We start from the raw sequence: 20,415 nt of genomic DNA, 5'->3' as shown, positions 1-20,415 counted from the left end.
CACAAGAAGTGTGAAAGGGTAAAAAAATCGGGTCGAGTGGATAAGTAGCTTGCTAAGGAATATACTTACGTTCATGGTTGTTTGTAAATAGCTTGGCGTCGTACCCACCCTGTTACAAAATGCGTCGCAAGGTTTGAAATTGTAGGCCGGGGAGCTGATTCGTGAGAGATCGGCCCCCTCTTTATTCAGCGGATATTCAGCCATCCCTGAAACATCCCGTTTGAGGTTTTACTGCCATGGTCCGTCGTACCAAAGAGGAAGCTCAGGAAACGCGCAGCCAGATTCTCGAAGCGGCCGAGAAAGCGTTTTATGAAAGGGGCGTGGCGCGCACGACCCTGGCGGATATCGCGACAATGGCCGGCGTCACGCGCGGGGCCATCTATTGGCATTTCAGCAACAAGGCTGATCTGGTGCAGGCGATGCTCGACAGCCTGCATGAACCGCTGGATGAATTGGCCAAGGCCAGCGAGAGCGAGGATGAACTCGACCCGTTGGGGTGCATGCGCAAGCTGTTGATCCATCTGTTCCATCAGGTAGCCCTGGATCCGAAGACCCGTCGCATCAACGAGATTCTGTTTCATAAGTGCGAATTCACCGATGAAATGTGCGATCTGCGCCAGCAGCGCCGCACGGCCAGTCTCGATTGCAACCTGCGCATCGGCCTGACCCTGCGTAATGCGGTCAATCGCGGCCAGTTGCCGGAAGATCTCGACACTGCCCGGGCGGCCATCAGCATTCATGCGTATATCGATGGCCTCCTGTATGGATGGCTGTTGGCGCCGGACAGCTTTCAATTGCATGCCGAAGCCGAGCGCTGGGTCGATACAGGGCTGGATATGCTGCGCCTGAGCCCCAGTCTGCGCAAATGAAACAAAATGCGTAATTGAATCTATCCGTGTCAAGACTTGAAGCGGGGAAATGTCCCTGCTTCAAGACTTTCTGTAATGGGGTGCTTTTATATACGTACGTCGGCCGGGTTGATAGGTAGCGAGCTACGTATTTTGTAGGGGTTTTGTGTCGACTGTGTGAATGAGTGTTAACGCTCGGGCTAAAAGGGCGCCGAGCAGCCGATACGCACCAACCGGTCCGTTTTGTTTCTGTGTCCCCTGTGCCCGATTTTTACCACTGGGCTGCGTCACTTCCGATGGGCTGGAGCCACGGTGGTGAGTTGCCTTGCGCCTTTACCGTTACTGCATGAGGGGATAACTCTCTATCAGTCCGATGGCGTCATAAATGCGACCATCTTATTGCTGTAAGGATAAACCGGGTTTTCATTTGCCAATAATGCGTCGCAGGTGATGGGTTCGGCGCCAATAGAGAAAGCATTTTTATCCCAGAAGAGTTCGAATTTTGGAGCCCGGTGCCCCGCCATTTTTCTGTAGCAATAACTGAGCGAGGTGTCGAACTGTACTTTCTGTTTGTAGTTGGTGTAACAGACGTAAGTGCTGAATATCTCTTTTTTGATATCGTAATCAATAACGATGTCCTGCTTCAGATGAGGATCTCCCTCAAACATCATAAAGACGGTCTGGTAAGGAAGGATCTTATCGATAGGGGTCAAGGGTGGGTGCTTTGGAGAGGAATCATCAAGCCAGAAAGTAGAATCCGTGGCATTGGTGATTTGCAGGAGAAATGTAAGTTTATTTGGGTCTATATTGTTCATTTTTATATATCCTTGCTTGATTAAGTTGGTTGATGTGCAAGTGGTAAGTTGCAAGGCGAAGTTTAGGTTTGTATTCTTTCGAAGGCGAATCTTTAAATGTGTGCAAATAAAAAAGCCCTGACTCTTTCGAGGCAGGGCTTACTTGTTGGTTGATGTTTTTTACAGCGCTGGATAATCGATATAGCCGACCGGGCCTTTGCCGTAGAACAGTTCAGGACGCGCATCGTTGAGCGGTGCATCGGCCTTCAGGCGGGCTGGCAGATCCGGGTTGGCAATGAACGGTACGCCGAACGCCACCGCGTCTGCCTTGCCTTCAGCCAGCCAAGCATTGGCGCTGTCCTTGGTGAAACGTTCGTTGGCGATGTACGCGCCGCCGAAGGCTTCTTTCAATTGTGGGCCGAGGCTGTCGGCGCCTTCTTTCTCGCGGGAGCAGATGAAGGCGATGCCGCGCTTGCCCAGCTCGCGAGCCACATAAGTGAAGGTCTCGGCCAGATTGTCGTCGCCCATGTCGTGGGAGTCGGCGCGGGGTGCCAGGTGCACGCCGACACGGCCGGCGCCCCAGACGTCGATCGCCGCGTCAGTCACTTCCAGCAGCAGACGTGCACGGTTCTCCAGGGAGCCGCCGTAGTTGTCGGTGCGCTGGTTGGTGCTGCTTTGCAGGAACTGGTCGAGCAGGTAGCCGTTGGCGCCGTGGATTTCCACACCGTCGAAGCCGGCGGCTTTGGCGTTTTCGGCACCGGTGCGGTAGGCCTCGACGATCTCGGCGATTTCAGCGGTTTCCAGAGCACGCGGGGTCGGATAGTCGGCCAGTGGGCGCACCAGACTGACGTGACCCTTCGGCTGGATGGCGCTCGGCGCGACCGGGGTTTCGCCGTTGAGGTACGACGGGTGCGAGATGCGGCCGACGTGCCACAGTTGCAGGACGATCTTGCCGCCGGCCGCATGCACCGCTTTGGTTACGTTGGTCCAGCCGCGCACCTGGTCGTTGGACCAGATGCCCGGGGTGTCCGGGTAGCCAACGCCCATCGGCGTCACCGAAGTGGCTTCGGACAGGATCAGACCGGCGGAGGCGCGTTGCACGTAGTACTCGGCCATCAGCGCGTTCGGTACGCGGCCTTCATCAGCGCGGCAGCGGGTCAGCGGGGCCATGATGATGCGGTTGGACAGCTCGAGGTCGCCCAGTTTGATCGGATCGAAAATAGTTGCCATGTGTACAACCCTCGTCAGTGAAGTGGTTAATCAGTGGGTAGCAGGGGCCAGACCGGCATCGCCGTTCTGACGGAAAGTGATCAGGGTCACCAGCAGCGCGAGTACCGCCAGGGCTGCTGCGGCCAAGGGCACGCTGGTCAGGCCGAAACCGTGGGCGATGACGCTGCCGCCGACCCAGGCGCCCAGGGCGTTGCCGATGTTGAAAGCGCCGATGTTCAGGGTCGACACCAGGTTCGGTGCGGCCTTGCCGAAGGTCACCACGTTGACTTGCAGCGCCGGGACGGCGGCGAACGAAGCGGTGGCCCAGAGGAACAGAGTGATTTCTGTCGGGATCAGCGCAACGCTGGTCCAGCTCAGCACGGTGGAAACCACCGCCATCGCCACGAACACGCCGATCAGGGTCGCGCCGAGACGCTTGTCCGCCAATTTGCCACCGATGATGTTGCCCACCGTCAGGCCCAGGCCGATCAGCAGCAGGGTCCAGGTCACGCCTTTTGGCGAGACACCGGTGACATCACCGAGCAGCGGCGCGACATAGGTGAAGAGGGTGAACATCGACGCAGCGAACAGCGCGGTCATGCTCAGCGACAGCCAGATGCCGGCGCCTTTGAGGGCGGCGAGTTCGGCGCGCATGTCGAGTTTTTCCTCGTCACGCTTGGCCGGCAGGAAGCGGATCAGACCGATCAGCGCGATCACACCAATCACGGTCACCGCCCAGAAGGTCGAACGCCAACCGGCTTCCTGGCCCAGCGCCGTACCCAGCGGGACACCGAGGACGTTGGCCAGGGTCAGGCCAGTGAACATCAGCGCCACGGCGGATGCACGCTTGTTCGGCGCCACCAACCCGGCAGCTACCACAGAACCGATACCAAAGAACGCACCATGGCACAGCGCGGTGATGACACGGGCGAACATCAGCACGTTGTAGTCACTGGCGATGGCGCACAGCAGGTTACCGACGATGAAAATCCCCATCAGCGCTACCAGTGCAGCCTTGCGCGGCAGTTTTGCGGTGGCCAGTGCCATGAACGGCGCACCGATGGCCACGCCCAGGGCGTAACCGGTCACCAGCCAGCCAGCGCCGGGGATCGACACACCAAGGTCGGCCGCCACATCGGGCAGCAGGCCCATGATGACGAACTCGGTGGTGCCGATGGCGAAGGCGCTCAAGGCCAGAATGAGTAGCGAGAGGGGCATTTGAGTCAATTCCTTGTGGGAGCGCTGAGCTCTTTGACGATGGCGTCGAGGAACGCCTGGATCACGTCCTCGTTGCGTTTGAAGAAGTGCCACTGGCCGGCTTTCTGGCTGCTGATCAAACCTGCACGTTGCAGGGTTGCTAGGTGGGCGGAGACGGTCGACTGCGACAGGCCGCAGCGTTGATCGATCTGCCCGGCGCAGATGCCGTACTCGTGGTTGTGAATCTGCTCAGGAAACTGGGCTTTGGGGTCTTTCAGCCAGATGAGGATGTCTCGCCGTACTGGGTGTGCCAGGGCTTTTATTATTTCGTCGAGGTCGAGGTTCATGGCTTTGTGCTCGTGATCTGTAGCGCTATATCGCGATGAGGCGAACTTTAAATCGGTATTTCGCGATATACCAATATGAATTTGATCTGACGACCGCATAAATCGGTATATCGGGTTATAACGATACGTGTGGTGTAACGATGAAAGCGCGCAGTGCTAAGCTGCGCCCATGAACTATCTCGCACATTTACACCTCGGAGGCCAGCGCCCCGAGCAATTACTCGGCAGTCTGTATGGCGATTTCGTCAAAGGACGCCTGCAAGGGCAGTTTGCACCGCCGATTGAAGCGGCGATTCAGCTGCATCGGCGCATTGATGTGTTCACCGATCGCCACCCGTTGGTGGACATCGCCCTCGGGCGTTTCACCGCGACCCGGCGGCGTTATGCCGGGATCGTCCTCGATGTGTTTTTCGACCATTGCCTGGCGCGGGACTGGACGCTGTACGCCGATCAACCGCTGCAGCAGTTCACCCGTGACGTGTACCGGGTGCTGTCGAATGAACGGCAATTGCCCGAGCGCCTGGCGCAAATCGCGCCGCACATGGTTGCCAATGACTGGCTGGGGTCGTATCAGGAGTTTGAAGTGCTGGAGCAGGTGCTGCGCGGGATCTCGCGGCGTCTGACGCGGCCTGAGGAATTGGCGGGGGCGATGCAGGAATTGCGGCGGTTGTATGAACCGCTGAGTGAGGATTTCCGGCTTTTTTATCCGCAGCTTCAGGATTTTGCACAACATCAGCCATCCCCCTGAAACCTTGTAGGAGTGAGCCTGCTCGCGATAGCGGTGGATCAGTCGAATAAATATCGACCGACCTCCGCTATCGCGAGCAGGCTCACTCCTACAAAAGGGATCTTTGTTTCAGGCAGCGATCAACTCGCCGGCACGCCGTGGTTCGGCTGGTTTGGCGATATCACCAAACAACGCCTTCTGCACCGCCTGCTGCGCTTCGAACGCCAGCGCCGCACGTTCGCGTCCCTGACAGGCGATCGGCTTGAGCAGGTGCACTTCGACATCGCCGCAATCATGGCTGAACAGCCGCATCAGGTGCGACAGCAGATCATCGTCGCCAATGAACGGTGCCAGCGTGTCGATCTCGCCATCGCGCAGATAACGGATCGCCACCGGTTGCAGCATCACCTCTGAATCAATCGCCGCCGACAGCAGGCGACCATGAAAGGTGCGCAGCGAGCGGCCATCGGTGGTGGTGCCTTCCGGGAACATCAGCAGCGGATGCTGCGTCTGCAAATGGCGGGTCATCTGTTTGCGGATCAACTGGCTGTCACCCGAGCCGCGACGGATGAATAGACTGCCAGCCTTGGCCGCCAGCCAACCCGCCACCGGCCAGGTGCGCACTTCGGCCTTGGACAGAAATGAAAGCGGCGTGAGCATGCCCAGCAGCGGAATGTCAGTCCATGACACATGATTGCTGACCCACAGCATCGGCTGCTTCGGCAATTCGCCATGCACAGTCACGCGAAAGGGCAGGGCATGGCTCAGGCGCGCCATGAAAAACCGCGACCAGCGCTGTCGACGTTGCATCGAATGCGCCAGGCCCAGGCGTTCGAACACGCCGAAGACGCTGGCCATGGTCAGGCCCAGCGCCACCACCAGCAGCACCCGCGCGATCCGCGCGTACACCCGCAACCGGCTCATCACACGGCCGCCTTGAAGTGCTTGGCGTAGCGCGGGCAGAGTTCGTCGCGCTTGAGCAGGATGAACACATCGGCGACCTGGAAGTCTTCGTCCCAGCACGGCTCGCCGCAGATCTTCGCACCCAGACGCATGTAGGCCTTGAGCAGCGGCGGCATCTCGGCGATCACGTTCGACGGGATATCCAGCGACGGCAACGGATTTTTCGGTTCGGCGCGCAAATGTTCGGTGCACAGATAACGTTCGCGCAGACGCTGCATGATCGCGTGGGCCTGCACGCCGCCGTCCTGCATCGGGATGCTCGCGCAACCCATCAGGTAGCTGTAGCCGCCCTGATTCAACACTTCGGCCAGTTCACCCCAGAGCACGGCGATGGTGCCGCCGTTGCGGTAGGCCGGGTCGACGCAGGTGCGGCCGATTTCGAGAATCGGGCCTTGCAGATGGGCGAGGCCATGCAGGCTGAATTCTTCTTCACTGTAGAACTTGCCCAGGCTGCTGGCGGCGGTGTGATCGAGCAAACGGGTGGTGGCGACCAGACGCCCGGTGTTCAGGTCACGCACGCCGATGTGGCTGCAGTGAACATCATAGTCATCCATGTCCAGACCCAGTTCCGCGCCTTTCAGCTTGGCGTTGAACTCGCCGCTGAATACGCTGAAACGCAAGGCCTGGGCTTGCTGCAAGGCCTCGGCGCCGATCAGGCGTTCGGCTTGCAGGCGGCGTTCATTGCCGGTGTCGCTGATGCGGGCGATCTGAGTCATTTGAATCTCCGTACGGGCCTTGAACCCGTCGTGGGTTGCAGCCGATCGACTTTCTTTATGCAGCCATGTTGTGCAAAGTCAGGCTATGTAGCCCCGGTGTCATCGCCATGAACGTTTGGTGATGCTTGTATGACAGCCCACAAGGAGCCTCTTATGCCCTGGCCCAGCCTGCTCGAAAGCCGTGAACGCCTGCCCGCCGTGGCTGATCTGGCGGAAGGTTTCGCCACCTTGCTGCATCAATTGGGCAATGTGACGCCGTTCGAACTGGCCGTGGCCGGAGGCCGGCGGATGGCGACGCCGGGGCTGGCATTTCTGGTGGGGTATCAGGCGGCGTTACGCATGCTCTGGCCCAGCGCGCCGCCGAGCCTTGGCGCCTTGTGTGCGACCGAACAGCGCAGTTTGCGTCCGGCGGACATGCAGACGCGCCTGACGGATTTGCGCCTCAACGGGCGAAAGGATTTCGTCACCGCCGGGGATGCGGCGGACTGGCTATTGATCGCCGCGCGCACTGAAGAGCCCGGCGAAACGCCGCGCCTGAGTCTGGCGGTGGTCTATCCCGGCGAGCCCGGCGTGCGCGTGGAAAAACTCCCGGCGCTGCCGCTGATGCCGGACATCAGTCACGGTCGGCTGCATCTGGACGGCGCGTTGTGCGAGTTGCTCGCGGGCGATGGCTGGGATGCTTATGTGAAGCCGTTTCGCACCCTGGAAGATATCTACGTGCTGAGCGCGATGACCGCGTGGTTGTATGGCGTCGGTCAGGACAGCGGCTGGTCGCAGCCGCTGCTGTTGCGCTTGCTGGCGCTGTTGGCCGGGTGCGCGGAGGCGAGCCGCCAGCCGCCGAACAATCCGGCGGGGCATGTGTTGCTGGGTGGGTTGTTTGCGCAGTTTGATGCACTCAAACCCGAGATCGATCAGGTGTTGGCCGAGGGTAATCCGGAGTGGGCGCAGATGTGGCAGCGTGATCAGGGGGTGATGCAGTTGGCGGCCGGTGCGCGGGCCAAGCGCTTGGCCAAAGCTTTGGCGGTGGGCTGACTGGCCTTATCGCGAGCAGGCTCACTCCTACAGGTGAAATGCGTTCCTTTGTAGGAGTGAGCCTGCTCGCGATGGCAGTCTCGAAACCACCACACATCTGTCATCAACCCCGACTACCCTCAGCAGGTTCTCCCCCAAGAGCCCTCACCATGTGCAAAGGCCTGTCCCTGTTTCTGCTGCTGATCAGCTTCACGGTCCAGGCCGGGCAATGGCCCGGTGAGCAATGGCCGGCTGGCGCAAAAATCAGCGGCGCAGCAGTCGAGGCATTGGAGACCTACGCCTTCCCACCCCGCGACGACACTACCCGCCAAGGCATCCGCACCGACGCTCTGCTGATCATCCGCGACGGCCAGTTGATCTACGAACGCTACGCCGGCCCGAGCCGTGCCGAGACCCCGCACTTGACCTGGTCGATCAGCAAAAGCCTGATGGCCACCGTGCTGGGTGTGGCCTATGGCGAAGGCCTGTTCAAACTGGATGATCCGGTTTCGAAGTTTTATCCGGCACTGGAAAAACACCCGGCGATCACCATAGCGGATCTGCTGCACTGGGCCTCCGGGCTGGACTGGCAGGAAGACTACGAATACGCCCCGCTGAAATCCTCGGTGGTGGCGATGCTCTACACCCGTGGGCACCGCGACATGCCCGCGTTCACTGCCAATCACGACGCTTATGCGCCGCCGGGGCAGACGTTCCGTTACTCCAGTGGCGACAGCAATCTGCTGGCGGCGGCGCTGAAGAACATGGTTGGCCCGCAGCGTTATCCCGACTATCCATGGACAGCGCTGTTCGAGCCGTTGGGCATCCGCCACGCCGTGTGGGAAACCGATGCCGGCGGCACGTTCGTCGCGTCCTCTTATGCCTATCTCACGGCGCGGGATCTGGCGCGGGTCGGTCTGCTGATGGCTCGCGACGGGCGCTGGCGCGACCGGCAATTGCTGCCCAAGGATTGGGTCGCCTTCAACCGCGAGGCTTTTGCCGGCTACAAGGCGCACCAAGACGAAGCGGTACCCGGTGGCCACTGGTGGCTCAATCGCCCGGCGGATGGCGCCGCCGCACCGTGGCCCGACGCACCGCCCGATACCTTTGCCGCCCTCGGCCACTGGGGGCAGGCGCTGTATGTGATTCCCAGCGAGAAACTGGTGATCGTGCGCTATGCCGATGATCGCGACGGTAGCTATCGCCATAACGAATTGCTCAAGCGCGTGCTCAAGGCGGTGCAGCCATGAAGCTGGTCAAGCGGATTCTGCTGCTGGCGCTGATCGTGCTGCTGGGCTGGATCTGGCTCGAACGGGAAAACCTGTGGGCGTTCCCCGACATCATCAGCGCGTACACGGCGAAGGAATATTGTTCGTGTCGCTACGTGATGAACAACGATGCCGAGTATTGCCGGGGCTATGTGAAACAGTGGCTGCCGACCAGCGAATTCAGCGATGACAGCACGAGCAAAACCGTCAACGTCAGCGGCATGGGCCGCAGCAACCGTGCCCAGTGGTTGAGCGAACGGCAGGGTTGTCGCCTAAATCCCTGATCTGTGGAGCGCCACTTCCCCATTGTGGCGAGGGAGCTTGCTCCCGTTGGGGCGCGCAGCGGCCCTTTGCGCGCTGTCTGTAAAACTGTGTAGGCGGGTCATGCGACTGCTACGCAGCCGAGCGGGAGCAAGCTCCCTCGCCACAGAGATTTTTATTGTCGGCAGATTTGCGCAGATTGAACATTTGCAATAACGGCGTGGGCGGTTAAGGTTCGTGCAGGTTTTTCGCCCAACGAGTGTTCAATGTTCAACCGCTCCCTCTACAAAGCCTTTGTCAGTCTGCTGCTGGCCTCTGCCGCATTGCCGGCGCAGGCCAATTGGTATCTGGATGGCGAGTCGTCGCGGCTGTCGTTTGTCAGCACGAAAAACGCCCACATTTCCGAAGTGCAACGCTTTCTGGTGCTGCACGGCAAGGTCGATCCCGACGGTCGGGCCGAGGTCGAAGTCGAGCTGGAATCGATCAACAGCGGCATCCCGCTGCGCGACGAGCGCATGCGCAAGGAGCTGTTCCAGATCGAGCAATTCCCCGAAGCGACCATCAGCACCCAAATCGACCTGCGCCCGATCAACGATCTGGCCCCCGGCGCGCAGCTGGAATTGCGTTTGCCGCTGACCGTCAACCTGCATGGCAAGCAACATGAATACCCTGCCGAACTGCTGGCGACGCGTCTCGACGACCGGCGTTTTCAGGTGGTGACGCTGGAACCGCTGGTGATCAACGCCGAAGACTTCGACCTTGTGCCGGGGCTGGAAACCCTGCGAAACCTCGCTGGTCTGTCGGCCATCAGTCTGTCGGTGCCGGTGGGTGCGGTGCTGATTTTCACGGCGCGCTGACATGCGCGGCGCGGTGTTTCCATGGCGTGACGGCAACCGTTTCGAACTGTTGATCGACGGCCCGCAATTCTTCCCGCGCATGCTGGTGGAGATTGCCCGCGCCGAAGAGCAGGTTGAACTGGAGCTGTATCTGGTGGAGGCGGGCGCCTGCGCCGAAGCCGTGGTTCAGGCGCTGGTCCAGGCTGCCGAGCGCGGCGTGCGGGTACGCTGCCTGTTCGATGACTACGGCAGTCTCGCGTTTACCCTGCACCTGCGTCAGCGCCTGACCAAGGCCGGGGTCGAATTGCGTTTCTACAATCGCCTGAACTGGCGGCGCTGGGTCGGCAATTTCTACCGCGATCACCGCAAATTGCTGCTGGTCGATCAGCGTCTGGCAGTGGTCGGCGGTACCGGTGTCACCGATGAGTTCTGGACGCCGGGGCAGGACAGCAGCGAGTGGCACGAAGTGATGGTGGAAATTCGCGGCCCGCTGGTGCTCGACTGGCAAGTGCTGTTCGATCGCCAGTGGATCGCCAACCGCCATCGCCGAGCGTGGAAACCTTCGGCGCATGTCGGCCTGCCACGCTTGCCCAAAGTCCCGGACATGGGCGAGGGCATGGGCCGTGTGGCCTATGCCGATGCCCGTCAGCATCGCGACATTCTGCAGTCGCTGTTTCGTGCACTGAACAGCGGGCAGAAACGCATCTGGATGGCCACCCCGTATTTCCTGCCGACCTGGAAAATCCGCCGCTCGTTGCGCAAGGCCGCTGCTCGCGGTGTCGATGTCCGGCTATTGCTCACCGGACCGCGCACCGATCACCCGTCGGTACGCTACGCCGGCCATCGCTACTACCCGCGCCTGCTCAAGGCCGGGGTGCAGATCTTCGAATATCAGCCGTGTTTCCTGCATCTGAAAATGGTGCTGGTGGACGAGTGGGTGAGCATCGGTTCGTGCAACTTCGATCACTGGAACCTGCGCTTCAATCTGGAGGCGAATCTGGAGGCGCTGGACCCGGCGTTGACGGCAGCGGTGGTGCAGAGTTTCGAGAAGGATTTCGGCCTGAGTCAGCAGGTCAGTTTGGAAGAGTGGCAGCGCCGGCCGTTGTGGCGGCGAGTGAAGCAGCGGATCTGGGGCTGGGTGGATCGGCTGGTGGTCAATATTCTCGATCGACGCGGCTAGCAGTCGCACCCCAAAACCAAATGTAGGAGTGAGCCTGCTCGCGATGGCGTCGTGTCATTCAGCATTGATCTGGCTGATAGACCGCTATCGCGAGCAGGCTCACTCCTACAGGGGGTTATGTGTTGCCTGAATAATTACAGCAACTCAAAACTCTGCTGCGTCACATCCTGCGAATCCAGGCCGATCTGCACGTTGAACTTGCCAGGCTCGGCCGCGTACTTGAGCTGGGCGTTGTAGAACTTCAGGTCATCCTCGGTGATGGTGAAGTGCACGACTTTCTGTTCGCCGGCCTTGAGCATGATTTTCTGGAAGTTCTTCAGTTCCTTCACCGGGCGGATCATCGAACCGGCGACGTCCTGGATGTACAGCTGCACCACGGTTTCGCCGTCACGTTTGCCGGTGTTTTTCAGGGTGACACTGGCATCGAGCTTGCCGGTCTTGTTCAGCGTGGTCGACGACAACGCCATGTCACTCAGGGTGAACTGGGTGTAGCTCAAGCCGTAACCGAACGGGAACAGCGGGCCGGTGGTGTCATCGAAATACTGCGAGGTGTAGTTGCCCGGTTTACCCGGCGTGAACGGCCGGCCAATGCTCAGGTGGTTGTAGTAGGTCGGGATCTGGCCCACGGAACGCGGGAAGGTCACCGGCAGTTTGCCCGACGGGTTGTAGTCGCCGAACAGCACGTCGGCGATGGCGTTACCGCCCTCGGTCCCGCTGAACCAGGTTTCCAGAATCGCATCAGCCGACTGGTTCTCTTCGAGGATGGTCAGTGGGCGGCCGTTCATCAGTACCAGTACCAGTGGTTTGCCGGTGGCTTTCAGGGCACGGATCAGCTCGCGCTGATTTTCCGGGATGTTCAGGTCGGTGCGGCTGGAAGATTCGTGGGACATGCCACGGGACTCGCCAACGGCGGCGACGATCACGTCGGCGTCCTTGGCCGCTTTTACCGCTTCGTCGATCAACACGTTGGCCGGGCGCGGATCATCGACCACTTCCGGGGCGTCGAAGTTGAGGAAGTTCAGGTAATCCAGAACCTTCTTGTCGCTGGTGATGTTGGCGCCACGGGCGTAGATCAGGTTGGCCTTGTCGCCGATCACCGAGCTCATGCCGTCGAACAGGGTGACTGATTGCGCAGGTTTGCCCGCAGCGGCCCAGCTGCCCATCATGTCGATGGGTGCCTTGGCCAATGGGCCGACCAGCATGACTTTTGCGTCTTTCTTCAGCGGCAGGGTGTCGTTCTGGTTCTTCAGCAGCACCAGGCTGCGACGTGCCACGTCACGGGCCTCGGCGCGGTGCAGACGGCTTTCGGCGTAGGTGTCGGCCGGATCATCCTCGGCCTTGCCGATGCGCAGGTACGGATCCTTGAACAGGCCCATGTCGTACTTGGCGGCGAGCACTTCGCGCACCGCGTTGTCGATGTCTTTCTGCTCGATCTCGCCGGACTTGAGCAGCCCCGGCAGCTCTTTGCCGTACAGGGTGTCGTTCATGCTCATGTCGATGCCGGCCTTGATCGCCAGCTTCGCCGCTTCACGACCGTCGGCGGCCACGCCGTGCTTGATCAGTTCGAAGATCGCGCCGTGGTCGCTGACGGCCAGGCCCTTGAAGCCCCAGTCCTTGCGCAGCAGGTCGTTCATCAGCCAGGTGTTGGCGGTGGCCGGAATGCCGTTGATCGAGTTCAACGCCACCATGACCCCACCGGCACCGGCGTCGATCGCCGCACGGTACGGTGGCAGGTAGTCCTGGTACATCTTCACCGGGCTCATGTCGACGACGTTGTAGTCGCGACCGCCCTCGACCGCGCCATACAGGGCGAAGTGCTTGACGCTGGCCATGATGCTGTCAGCCGCGCTCGGCGTGTCGCCCTGATAGGCCTTGACCATCACTTTGGCGATGCGCGAGGTCAGGTAGGTGTCTTCACCGAACCCTTCGGAGCTGCGGCCCCAGCGCGGATCGCGGGAGATGTCGACCATCGGCGCGAAGGTGATGTCGAGGCTGTCGGCCGCAGCTTCCTTGGCGGCAACGCGCCCGGACTGGCCGATGGCGTCCATGTCCCAGCTCGAGGCCAGGGCCAGCGGAATCGGGAAAATCGTACGGTGACCGTGGATCACGTCGTACGCAAAAAACATCGGAATCTTCAGGCGACTGCGCATCGCCGCGTCCTGCATCGGACGGTTTTCCGGGCGAGTGATCGAGTTGAACGTGCCGCCGATGTTGCCGGCGGCGATCTCTTTGCGGATCAACTCGCGAGGCATTTCCGGGCCGATGCTGATCAGGCGCAACTGGCCGATCTTTTCATCGAGGGTCATTTGCTTCATCAGATTGCTGATGAACGCGTCCTTGTTTTCCAGGGGTGCCGGGGTCGTGGCGGCCAATACTTGATGACTGGCCAGGCTGACGAACAGACCCAGCAAACACAGCTTCTTCATGAATATTTTTCTCAAGGGCCCAAGCGGCAATGCAATGCCGGCCAGCCAAAAGTTAGGGAGCGACTATTGTTGTTCGGGTGCAGGCTCAAAATGACCGAGCCAAAAACGCCCGCCGACACTCGGCAGCGTTTGCGCAGGGCCTCTTTTTAGCCCATCGGCCCGTTGCAATCCAGTGGCGCGGCCGATTATGCCCCAACCGCCGATGCAGAAGGTTTCACGGTCGGTTTTTTATGAAATACGCCAGGGAGCATCACTTTGATGAATGTCAGTCCAACCTACCGCTCGCGTCTTCAGGTCGCCACGCTGCTGGTCCTCGCCACCTTGTTGACCGCGTGCGGCATCAACAATATTCCGACCCTTGATGAACAGGCGAAAGCCGCCTGGGGCCAGGTCCAGAACCAGTATCAGCGCCGTGCCGACCTGATCCCCAACCTGGTGGAGACTGTCAGAGGCTACGCCAAGCATGAAGAGGCGACCCTGACCGCAGTGGTCGAGGCGCGGGCCAAGGCGACGTCGATCCAGGTCGATGCCAGCACCCTCGACAACCCGGAAAAACTCAAGCAGTTCCAGCAGGCCCAGGATCAGTTGAGCGGTGCGCTCAGCCGTCTGATGGTGGTCTCCGAGCGTTATCCGGACCTGAAGGCCAACCAGAACTTTCTAGCCCTGCAATCGCAGCTCGAAGGCACGGAAAACCGGATTGCCGTGGCGCGGCGCGATTTCATTCTGGCGGTGCAGAAATACAACACCGAGATCCGCACTTTCCCCGGTCGCCTCTGGCACAGCGTGATGTACAGCGACCTGCCGATTCGCGAAACCTTCGAAGCCACCACCCCCGGTGCGGAAAAGGCCCCGGAAGTGAAGTTCTGACCCGAGGTTATTCATGCGTGTGTTGAAGATAGGCCTGGTGCTGATGCTCTGGCTGTTCGCCGTCAGCGCCCGGGCCGAGTTGACGTTCCCGGCACTGAGCGGGCGGGTGGTGGACGAGGCGCAGATGCTCGAGCCGTCGGTGCGCGCCCAGTTGAGCCAGCAATTGCAGGCTCACGAGCAGGCCACCGGCGAGCAGTTGGTGGTGGTCACGGTGCCTGATCTGCAGGGCACCACCATTGAGGATTACGGCGTGCAACTGGGCCGGCACTGGGGCATCGGCCAGAAGGACAAGAACAACGGCGCGCTGCTGATCGTTGCCCGGGACGAGCGCAAGCTGCGCATCGAAGTCGGTTACGGGCTGGAAGATCGGCTGACCGATGCACAGACCTCGGTGATCATTCATCAAGTGATCACCCCGGCGTTCAAGGCCGGCAATTTCAGCAAGGGCATCAGCGACGGCGTGGCGGCGATGCTGGTGGTGCTCGGCGGCAATCCGCTGGACGAACCGTCGACGGTGTATGAGTCGAGCGGTGATCCGCAGAGTGATTTTGTCTCGCGGCATCCGCTGTTGTTCGTTTTTCTGGTGGTGTTGTTCATCCTGACCGTGTTTGTCTGCCAGATGCTCGGTATCCTTCCCGCCGGCCGGGGTGGCTCCGGTGGCGGGGGCGGTTTCGGTGGTGGTGGTTTTGGCGGCGGCGGTGGTGGAGGCGGGGGCTTCAGCGGCGGCGGGGGCAGTTTCGGCGGCGGCGGTTCGTCCGGCGGCTGGTGAACACACAACAATAATGATCAGGCACTTTTCGACATGGCATTACTGACTGAACACGAACAACGCAAAGTCGCCGAGGCGATCGCCCGGGTCGAGCGCGACACCGACGCCGAACTGGTCACCGTGCTGGCGGCCCGCGCCGACGACTACGCGTATATCCCGCTGCTGTGGGCCAGCCTGCTGGCGCTGCTGGTGCCGGGCATCGTTCATTACCTGACGGGCTGGCTGACCATGCGCAGCCTGTTGCTGGTGCAGTGGGGGCTGTTCATCGTCCTGTGCCTGCTGTTTCGTCTGCCGAAAATCACCACCCACCTGATCCCGCGCCGTGTGCGCCACTGGCGCGCGTCGAACCTGGCGCGGCGGCAGTTTCTCGAACAGAACCTGCATCACACCGTCGGCAGCACCGGCATGTTGATCTTTGTCTGCGAAGCCGAGCGTTACGTGGAGATTCTGGTAGACGAGGGGATCTCCCGACGGCTGGACAACAACAGCTGGGACACGATTGTCGCCGCGTTCACCGAGCAGGTGCGCCAGGGCCGCACGCTTGAAGGGTTCGTGACCTGCATCGAGGCCTGCGGTGAACTGCTCAAGGTGCACGTGCCGGTGACGCAGGTGAGGAATGAATTGCCCAATCGGTTGATTGTGCTGGGTTGAGTCTCTGGGCGTAGTCATCCCCTGTGGCGAGGGAGCTTGCTCCCGCTGGGGCGCGAAGCGGCCCTGAACCCGGTAAACGCGGTTTGTCTGGAGTAAGTAGTCGCCTGTTTTAACGACTGCTGCGCAGCCGAGCGGGAGCAAGCTCCCTCGCCACAAAAGACCCGGTGCAATAGGTTCTGGTGCCGTTGGGTAAATAAGAGCGTGTCCCCAACCGCCATCCCCCCTAAAATACCCGCCACTTCCGATTTCGCCCGTTCGAGGCCGCTTGTCCATGTCCGTTACCGCCCCCTCCACCAAACCCACGCCAGACCATCACGCCCAGTTCATCAAGCTGCTGCAAACCAGCCTCGAACAGAACGGCTTCATCAAACTGGTGCTGGCCAAGTACGTGGGTGAAGAGGCGGATCTGCAGCGGATCATCATCAAAGCGGTGACGGTCAAGGCGCAGCCCAACCTGTCGTTCGTTTATCGCTACAAGACCCGCGACATCACCAAGAATCTGCCGCTGAGCGAAGGCGTGGCGGTGATTGCCGAGCTGTTGCCGGCCGCGTTCAAGAATGCGCATTTGCTGACCGTGACCGACGAAGCCCAGCTCGAATACAGCAAAAAGGGCAAGAGTTCGCTGTTCAAGAGCAAGCCTCAGCAATTGCGTGAAGCACCGTCCGCCGAGCACAACCGTGAGAAAAACCGTTTTCTGGACCTGAGCCGGCCGTTCCTCAAGGATCTGGGCGTGACCAACGCGCAGCATGAGCTGATCCCGGCGATGTCGCGCAAGTGGAAGCAGATCAACAAGTTCATCGAAGTCTTCAGCCACGCCCTGACCTCCTCACCGCTGGCGCTGGACAAGCCGGTGCGGGTGGCGGATTTCGGTTCGGGCAAGGGCTACCTGACGTTCGCGATTCACGATTACCTGCGCAACACGCTCAAGGCCGAAGGCGAAGTCACCGGCGTCGAGCTGCGCGAAGAAATGGTCAACCTGTGCAACGCCGCTGCGGCCAAGCTGGAACACCCGGGGCTGGTGTTCAAGTGCGGTGACGTGCGCAGCGTGGCGCCAAGCGAACTGGACGTGATGATCGCCCTGCATGCCTGCGACATCGCCACCGACTACGCGATCCACACCGGCATCCGTTCCGGCGCGTCGATCATCATGTGCTCGCCGTGCTGCCACAAGCAGATCCGCCTGCAGATCCAGAGCCCGGCGCTGCTCAAGCCGATGTTGCAATATGGTCTGCACCTGGGCCAGCAGGCGGAAATGGTCACCGACAGCCTACGCGCGTTGTTCCTCGAAGCCTGCGGTTACGAAACCAAAGTGTTCGAGTTCATCTCGCTGGAACACACCAACAAGAACAAGATGATTCTGGCGGTGAAACGCGCCGAGCCGGTGGACCCGGCTCAGTTGCTGGTGAAGATTGCCGAGTTGAAAGCGTTCTACAACATCAGCGAGCACTGTCTGGAAACGCTGCTGCGTTCGGATGGATACCTCTGATCCTGTGGGAGCGAGCTTGCTCGCGAAAGCGGACTGACAGTCAACGATGATGTCGACTGTTACGGCCCCTTCGCGAGCAAGCTCGCTCCCACATTTGATTTTACTGCGGTCTTGCGCCCGAGCATCACGGTAGCGATAACCCCACAGGCAAACACCCAGGTGATCGGCTCGACATGTTCACCAAAGAACAGCGCCGAAAACGCGATGGTGAAAAAGATCTGCAGCAACTGAATCTGACTGACCCGCGCGATCCCGCCCATCGCCAACCCGGCGTACCAGGCGAAGAAGCCGAGAAACTGCGAGAACAGCGCCACATAGCCGAACGCCCACCAGGCCTTGGCTGACACTGCACCGTGATGTTGCAGCGCCAGATACAAGACTGGCCCGATCAGCAGCGGCGTCGACAGCACCAGCGCCCAGCAGATTACCTGCCAGCCGCCCATTTCCTTGGCCAACCGGCCACCTTCGGCATAGCCCAGACCACCGACGGCAATTGCGCCGAGCATCAACAAGTCACCGGCCTGAATGCTGCCGGCTCCGGTGTACAACGCGTAACCGAGCACCAGTGCACTGCCCAGCGCGGCGCAGGCCCAGAAGGCTTTCGACGGGCGCTCATGGGACAGCCACGCCGCATACAGCGCCACGCACAGCGGCTGCAAACCGTTGACCAGGGCGCCGTGGGACGCCGGCAAGGTCTGCATGGCCCACGCCGACAGCACCGGAAAGCCGAGAATCACCCCGGCGATCACCAGACTCAGGCCTTTGATCTGCTGCCAGCTCGGCCACTTCTCGCGTCGCCATAACAACAACGCTGCCGCCGGAATTGCTGCGAACAGCGCGCGGCCGAGGCCGTTGAGTAGCGGATGCAGTTCCTGCACCACAATCCGGGTGAAGGGCAGGGTCAGGCTGAAAATCACAACCCCGAGCAGGCCGAGGGCCATGCCGGTGTTTTCGCGCGAGGACATGATGTGAACCAGAATAGAAGGTGGCAGGGGATTGCCTTAATCAAGCCATAAACCGGGGCGCTCGGGCTGGTACAGCCAGGCAAAGAGTTATCCATACAGTTGGATCCCCTGTGGCGAGGGAGCTTGCTCCCGCTGGGCTGCGAAGCGGCCCCCGCTTTTTCAGGAAAACTGTGCAAACAGGTTTTGCGCCTGCTGCGCAGTCGAGCGGGAGCAAGCTCCCTCGCCACAAAGGCGGGGAGGCGTAGTAGCCGGTTGTTACCCGCCCGAACGGATAAGGTCTACCTTGAATACTCCTGCAAGCCGTTTCCCAGAGGAGTCCTCCCCATGGCCGCGAAAAAAATCCTGATGCTGGTCGGCGATTACGTCGAAGACTACGAAGTGATGGTGCCGTTCCAGGCCCTGCAAATGGTCGGTCACACCGTGCACGCCGTGTGCCCGGACAAGGCCGCCGGCAAGACCGTACGCACCGCGATCCATGACTTCGAAGGCGACCAGACCTACAGCGAGAAACCCGGACACCTGTTCGCCCTCAACTTTGATTTCGCCAAAGTTGCCGAGGCCGATTATGACGCGCTGCTGATCCCCGGCGGACGAGCGCCGGAATATCTGCGCCTGAACGAGAAAGTCCTGGAACTGGTGCGCGCCTTCGACAAGGCCGGCAAGCCGATTGCCGCTGTGTGCCACGGCGCGCAGCTGTTGGCGGCAGCGGGCGTTCTGGAAGGTCGCGAATGCAGCGCCTATCCGGCCTGCGCCCCGGAAGTGCGCCTGGCCGGTGGCACGTTCATCGACATCCCGGTGACCGACGGCCACGTTCAAGGCAATCTGGCAACTGCGCCAGCATGGCCGGCGCATCCGAACTGGCTGGCCGGTTTCCTTGGCCTGCTCGGCACCAAGATCACCCTGTAACGAGGATTCGCCGATGTGCGAGCTCTACGTCAAGGCCGACCCGATTCTCTATGAATCCCGCTCGCGCTCGCTGCGCATCTGCGGCGTGGTGACGACGCTGCGCCTGGAAAACCAGTTCTGGGACATCCTCAGCGAAATTGCCGAGGTCGATGGCATGACCACCAACCAGTTGATCGCCAAGCTGTATGAAGAGGTGATGGATTATCGCGGGGAGGTGGTGAATTTTGCTTCGTTTTTGCGGGTGAGCTGTACGCGGTATCTGAGCCAGCGGCGAGTGACGGAGCCGCAGTTGTCGGTGGTGCGGGCGGTGGTGAAATAGCCAACACCGGGGTGACGCCTTCGCGAGCAGGCTCGCTCCCACATTGGTTACCGAGTGCTCACCTATTTTTGTGATCACTGGAGATCTACTGTGGGAGCGAGCTTGCTCGCGAAGAGGCCATTACAGGCGACAGAAGTCTTTGGCTGGTCTTAACTCACTGGCGCAAAACCTCTCAACCGCCAAGGAGAAACGCGCATGTCCGGATGGTACGAAGTGAGCAAAAGCAGCAACGGCCAGTTCAGGTTTGTGCTGAAGGCCGCCAACGCCGAAACCATTCTCACCAGCGAGCTCTACACCACCCGCGCGGCTGCCGACAGCGGCATTGCTTCGGTGCAGACCAACAGCCCGCTGGATGAGCGCTACGAGAAAAAGACCACCAAGGACGGCCATCCTTACTTCAACCTCAAGGCCGCCAACCACCAGATCATCGGCAGCAGCGAGTCCTATTCCAATGACGCCGCGTGTGCCAAAGGCATCGCCAGCGTCAAGGCCAACGGGCCGAGCAAAGTGATCAAGGACAAGACCTTGCCGGTGCTCTGAACCCGGCACATCCCTCTGTAGGAGCTGCGGCACGCTGCGATCTTTTGATCTTGATGGTAAAGATCAGGATCAAAAGATCGCAGCCTCGTTTCACTCGACAGCTCCTACAGGGTTTTGCGTGTTGCTGGT

Annotated in this window: 22 protein-coding genes; 14 read left to right on the top strand and 8 right to left on the bottom strand. The window is 60.5% G+C overall.

Features of this window, described 5'->3' with window-relative positions; all coding sequences use genetic code 11:
* Nucleotides 1-236 precede the first annotated feature (236 nt).
* Nucleotides 237-869, top strand: a complete 633-nt coding sequence (gene emhR, locus ACIP8I_RS06000; RefSeq protein ID WP_027614407.1) for an efflux system transcriptional repressor EmhR — start codon at nt 237-239, stop codon at nt 867-869.
* A gap of 344 nt (nt 870-1,213) precedes the next feature.
* On the opposite strand, the gene ACIP8I_RS05995 is transcribed toward emhR, so the two are convergent.
* From ACIP8I_RS05995 to ACIP8I_RS05980, 4 genes are all read right to left on the bottom strand, one after another.
* Nucleotides 1,214-1,663 (bottom strand): hypothetical protein, encoded by a 450-nt coding sequence (locus ACIP8I_RS05995; protein WP_367083543.1) that lies wholly within the window; start codon nt 1,661-1,663, stop codon nt 1,214-1,216.
* Nucleotides 1,664-1,822: 159 nt separating this feature from the next.
* The gene (locus ACIP8I_RS05990) at nt 1,823-2,872 is read right to left on the bottom strand and encodes an alkene reductase (RefSeq protein WP_007963183.1); all 1,050 of its coding nucleotides are present in this window, start codon (nt 2,870-2,872) and stop codon (nt 1,823-1,825) included.
* A 30-nt stretch (nt 2,873-2,902) separates the two neighbouring features.
* A complete protein-coding gene (locus tag ACIP8I_RS05985; protein WP_400759458.1) occupies nt 2,903-4,069 on the bottom strand; it encodes an MFS transporter in 1,167 nt (388 codons plus the stop codon).
* Nucleotides 4,070-4,074: 5 nt separating this feature from the next.
* Nucleotides 4,075-4,395 (bottom strand): helix-turn-helix transcriptional regulator, encoded by a 321-nt coding sequence (locus ACIP8I_RS05980; protein WP_003222436.1) that lies wholly within the window; start codon nt 4,393-4,395, stop codon nt 4,075-4,077.
* A gap of 169 nt (nt 4,396-4,564) precedes the next feature.
* Here ACIP8I_RS05980 and ACIP8I_RS05975 point away from each other — a divergent pair, with 169 nt between their 5' ends.
* Entirely contained in the window at nt 4,565-5,143 is a 579-nt protein-coding gene (locus ACIP8I_RS05975) for an ACP phosphodiesterase (RefSeq protein WP_400759456.1), read from the top strand.
* A 108-nt stretch (nt 5,144-5,251) separates the two neighbouring features.
* Here the strand turns inward: ACIP8I_RS05975 and ACIP8I_RS05970 are convergent, their stop codons facing one another.
* Complete coding sequence (locus ACIP8I_RS05970) at nt 5,252-6,046, bottom strand: lysophospholipid acyltransferase family protein (RefSeq protein WP_400759453.1); 795 nt, start codon at nt 6,044-6,046, stop codon at nt 5,252-5,254.
* On the bottom strand, nt 6,046-6,801 hold the full coding sequence (gene olsB / locus ACIP8I_RS05965) for an L-ornithine N(alpha)-acyltransferase (RefSeq protein WP_007963187.1): 756 nt from the start codon (nt 6,799-6,801) through the stop codon (nt 6,046-6,048). Before olsB ends, ACIP8I_RS05970 begins: the two co-directional genes overlap by 1 nt.
* 153 nt (nt 6,802-6,954) lie before the next feature.
* Here olsB and ACIP8I_RS05960 point away from each other — a divergent pair, with 153 nt between their 5' ends.
* The 5 genes from ACIP8I_RS05960 (at nt 6,955) to ACIP8I_RS05940 (ending at nt 11,357) form a co-directional block, all read left to right on the top strand.
* Complete coding sequence (locus tag ACIP8I_RS05960; RefSeq protein ID WP_400759450.1) at nt 6,955-7,833, top strand: acyl-CoA dehydrogenase; 879 nt, start codon at nt 6,955-6,957, stop codon at nt 7,831-7,833.
* A gap of 149 nt (nt 7,834-7,982) precedes the next feature.
* On the top strand, nt 7,983-9,062 hold the full coding sequence (locus ACIP8I_RS05955) for a serine hydrolase domain-containing protein (RefSeq protein WP_400759447.1): 1,080 nt from the start codon (nt 7,983-7,985) through the stop codon (nt 9,060-9,062).
* Nucleotides 9,059-9,364 carry an amidase gene (locus tag ACIP8I_RS05950; RefSeq protein ID WP_400759445.1) on the top strand — a complete coding sequence of 102 codons (306 nt, stop codon included), beginning with the start codon at nt 9,059-9,061 and terminating at the stop codon, nt 9,362-9,364. Before ACIP8I_RS05955 ends, ACIP8I_RS05950 begins: the two co-directional genes overlap by 4 nt.
* A 243-nt stretch (nt 9,365-9,607) precedes the next feature.
* Entirely contained in the window at nt 9,608-10,198 is a 591-nt protein-coding gene (locus tag ACIP8I_RS05945) for a YceI family protein (RefSeq protein ID WP_400759442.1), read from the top strand.
* Between the two features lies 1 nt (nt 10,199).
* Nucleotides 10,200-11,357, top strand: coding sequence for a phosphatidylserine/phosphatidylglycerophosphate/cardiolipin synthase family protein (locus tag ACIP8I_RS05940; RefSeq protein ID WP_400759440.1), 1,158 nt, complete (start codon nt 10,200-10,202; stop codon nt 11,355-11,357).
* A gap of 134 nt (nt 11,358-11,491) precedes the next feature.
* Here ACIP8I_RS05940 and bglX read toward each other — a convergent pair whose 3' ends face one another.
* Nucleotides 11,492-13,783, bottom strand: coding sequence for a beta-glucosidase BglX (gene bglX, locus ACIP8I_RS05935; RefSeq protein ID WP_400759438.1), 2,292 nt, complete (start codon nt 13,781-13,783; stop codon nt 11,492-11,494).
* 258 nt (nt 13,784-14,041) lie between these two features.
* On the opposite strand from bglX, the gene ACIP8I_RS05930 reads away from it, so the two are divergent.
* The 4 genes from ACIP8I_RS05930 to ACIP8I_RS05915 all read left to right on the top strand — a co-directional run bounded on the left by ACIP8I_RS05930 (nt 14,042) and on the right by ACIP8I_RS05915 (nt 17,556).
* Nucleotides 14,042-14,650, top strand: coding sequence for a LemA family protein (locus ACIP8I_RS05930; RefSeq protein WP_007963199.1), 609 nt, complete (start codon nt 14,042-14,044; stop codon nt 14,648-14,650).
* 13 nt (nt 14,651-14,663) lie between these two features.
* Entirely contained in the window at nt 14,664-15,419 is a 756-nt protein-coding gene (locus ACIP8I_RS05925; RefSeq protein WP_400759435.1) for a TPM domain-containing protein, read from the top strand.
* Nucleotides 15,420-15,452: 33 nt separating this feature from the next.
* The gene (locus ACIP8I_RS05920; protein ID WP_367083562.1) at nt 15,453-16,070 is read left to right on the top strand and encodes a hypothetical protein; all 618 of its coding nucleotides are present in this window, start codon (nt 15,453-15,455) and stop codon (nt 16,068-16,070) included.
* 271 nt (nt 16,071-16,341) lie between these two features.
* Nucleotides 16,342-17,556 (top strand): class I SAM-dependent methyltransferase, encoded by a 1,215-nt coding sequence (locus tag ACIP8I_RS05915; protein ID WP_400759433.1) that lies wholly within the window; start codon nt 16,342-16,344, stop codon nt 17,554-17,556.
* Between the two features lie 59 nt (nt 17,557-17,615).
* Here ACIP8I_RS05915 and ACIP8I_RS05910 read toward each other — a convergent pair whose 3' ends face one another.
* Nucleotides 17,616-18,521 (bottom strand): DMT family transporter, encoded by a 906-nt coding sequence (locus tag ACIP8I_RS05910; RefSeq protein ID WP_210557925.1) that lies wholly within the window; start codon nt 18,519-18,521, stop codon nt 17,616-17,618.
* A 324-nt stretch (nt 18,522-18,845) separates the two neighbouring features.
* Between ACIP8I_RS05910 and ACIP8I_RS05905 the strand changes: the two genes are divergently transcribed.
* From ACIP8I_RS05905 to ACIP8I_RS05895, 3 genes are all read left to right on the top strand, one after another.
* Nucleotides 18,846-19,427 carry a DJ-1/PfpI family protein gene (locus ACIP8I_RS05905; protein ID WP_095138502.1) on the top strand — a complete coding sequence of 194 codons (582 nt, stop codon included), beginning with the start codon at nt 18,846-18,848 and terminating at the stop codon, nt 19,425-19,427.
* A 13-nt stretch (nt 19,428-19,440) separates the two neighbouring features.
* The gene (locus ACIP8I_RS05900) at nt 19,441-19,746 is read left to right on the top strand and encodes a ribbon-helix-helix domain-containing protein (protein ID WP_003222468.1); all 306 of its coding nucleotides are present in this window, start codon (nt 19,441-19,443) and stop codon (nt 19,744-19,746) included.
* Nucleotides 19,747-19,941: 195 nt separating this feature from the next.
* Nucleotides 19,942-20,286 carry a YegP family protein gene (locus tag ACIP8I_RS05895; RefSeq protein WP_041070456.1) on the top strand — a complete coding sequence of 115 codons (345 nt, stop codon included), beginning with the start codon at nt 19,942-19,944 and terminating at the stop codon, nt 20,284-20,286.
* Nucleotides 20,287-20,415 lie beyond the last annotated feature (129 nt).

The sequence above is a fragment of the Pseudomonas sp. NPDC088414 genome, assembly GCF_044753325.1.
Lineage (GTDB): Bacteria > Pseudomonadota > Gammaproteobacteria > Pseudomonadales > Pseudomonadaceae > Aquipseudomonas.
Note: the sequence above shows the minus strand (reverse complement) of the source record. Positions and strands in the feature narration are given on the sequence as shown.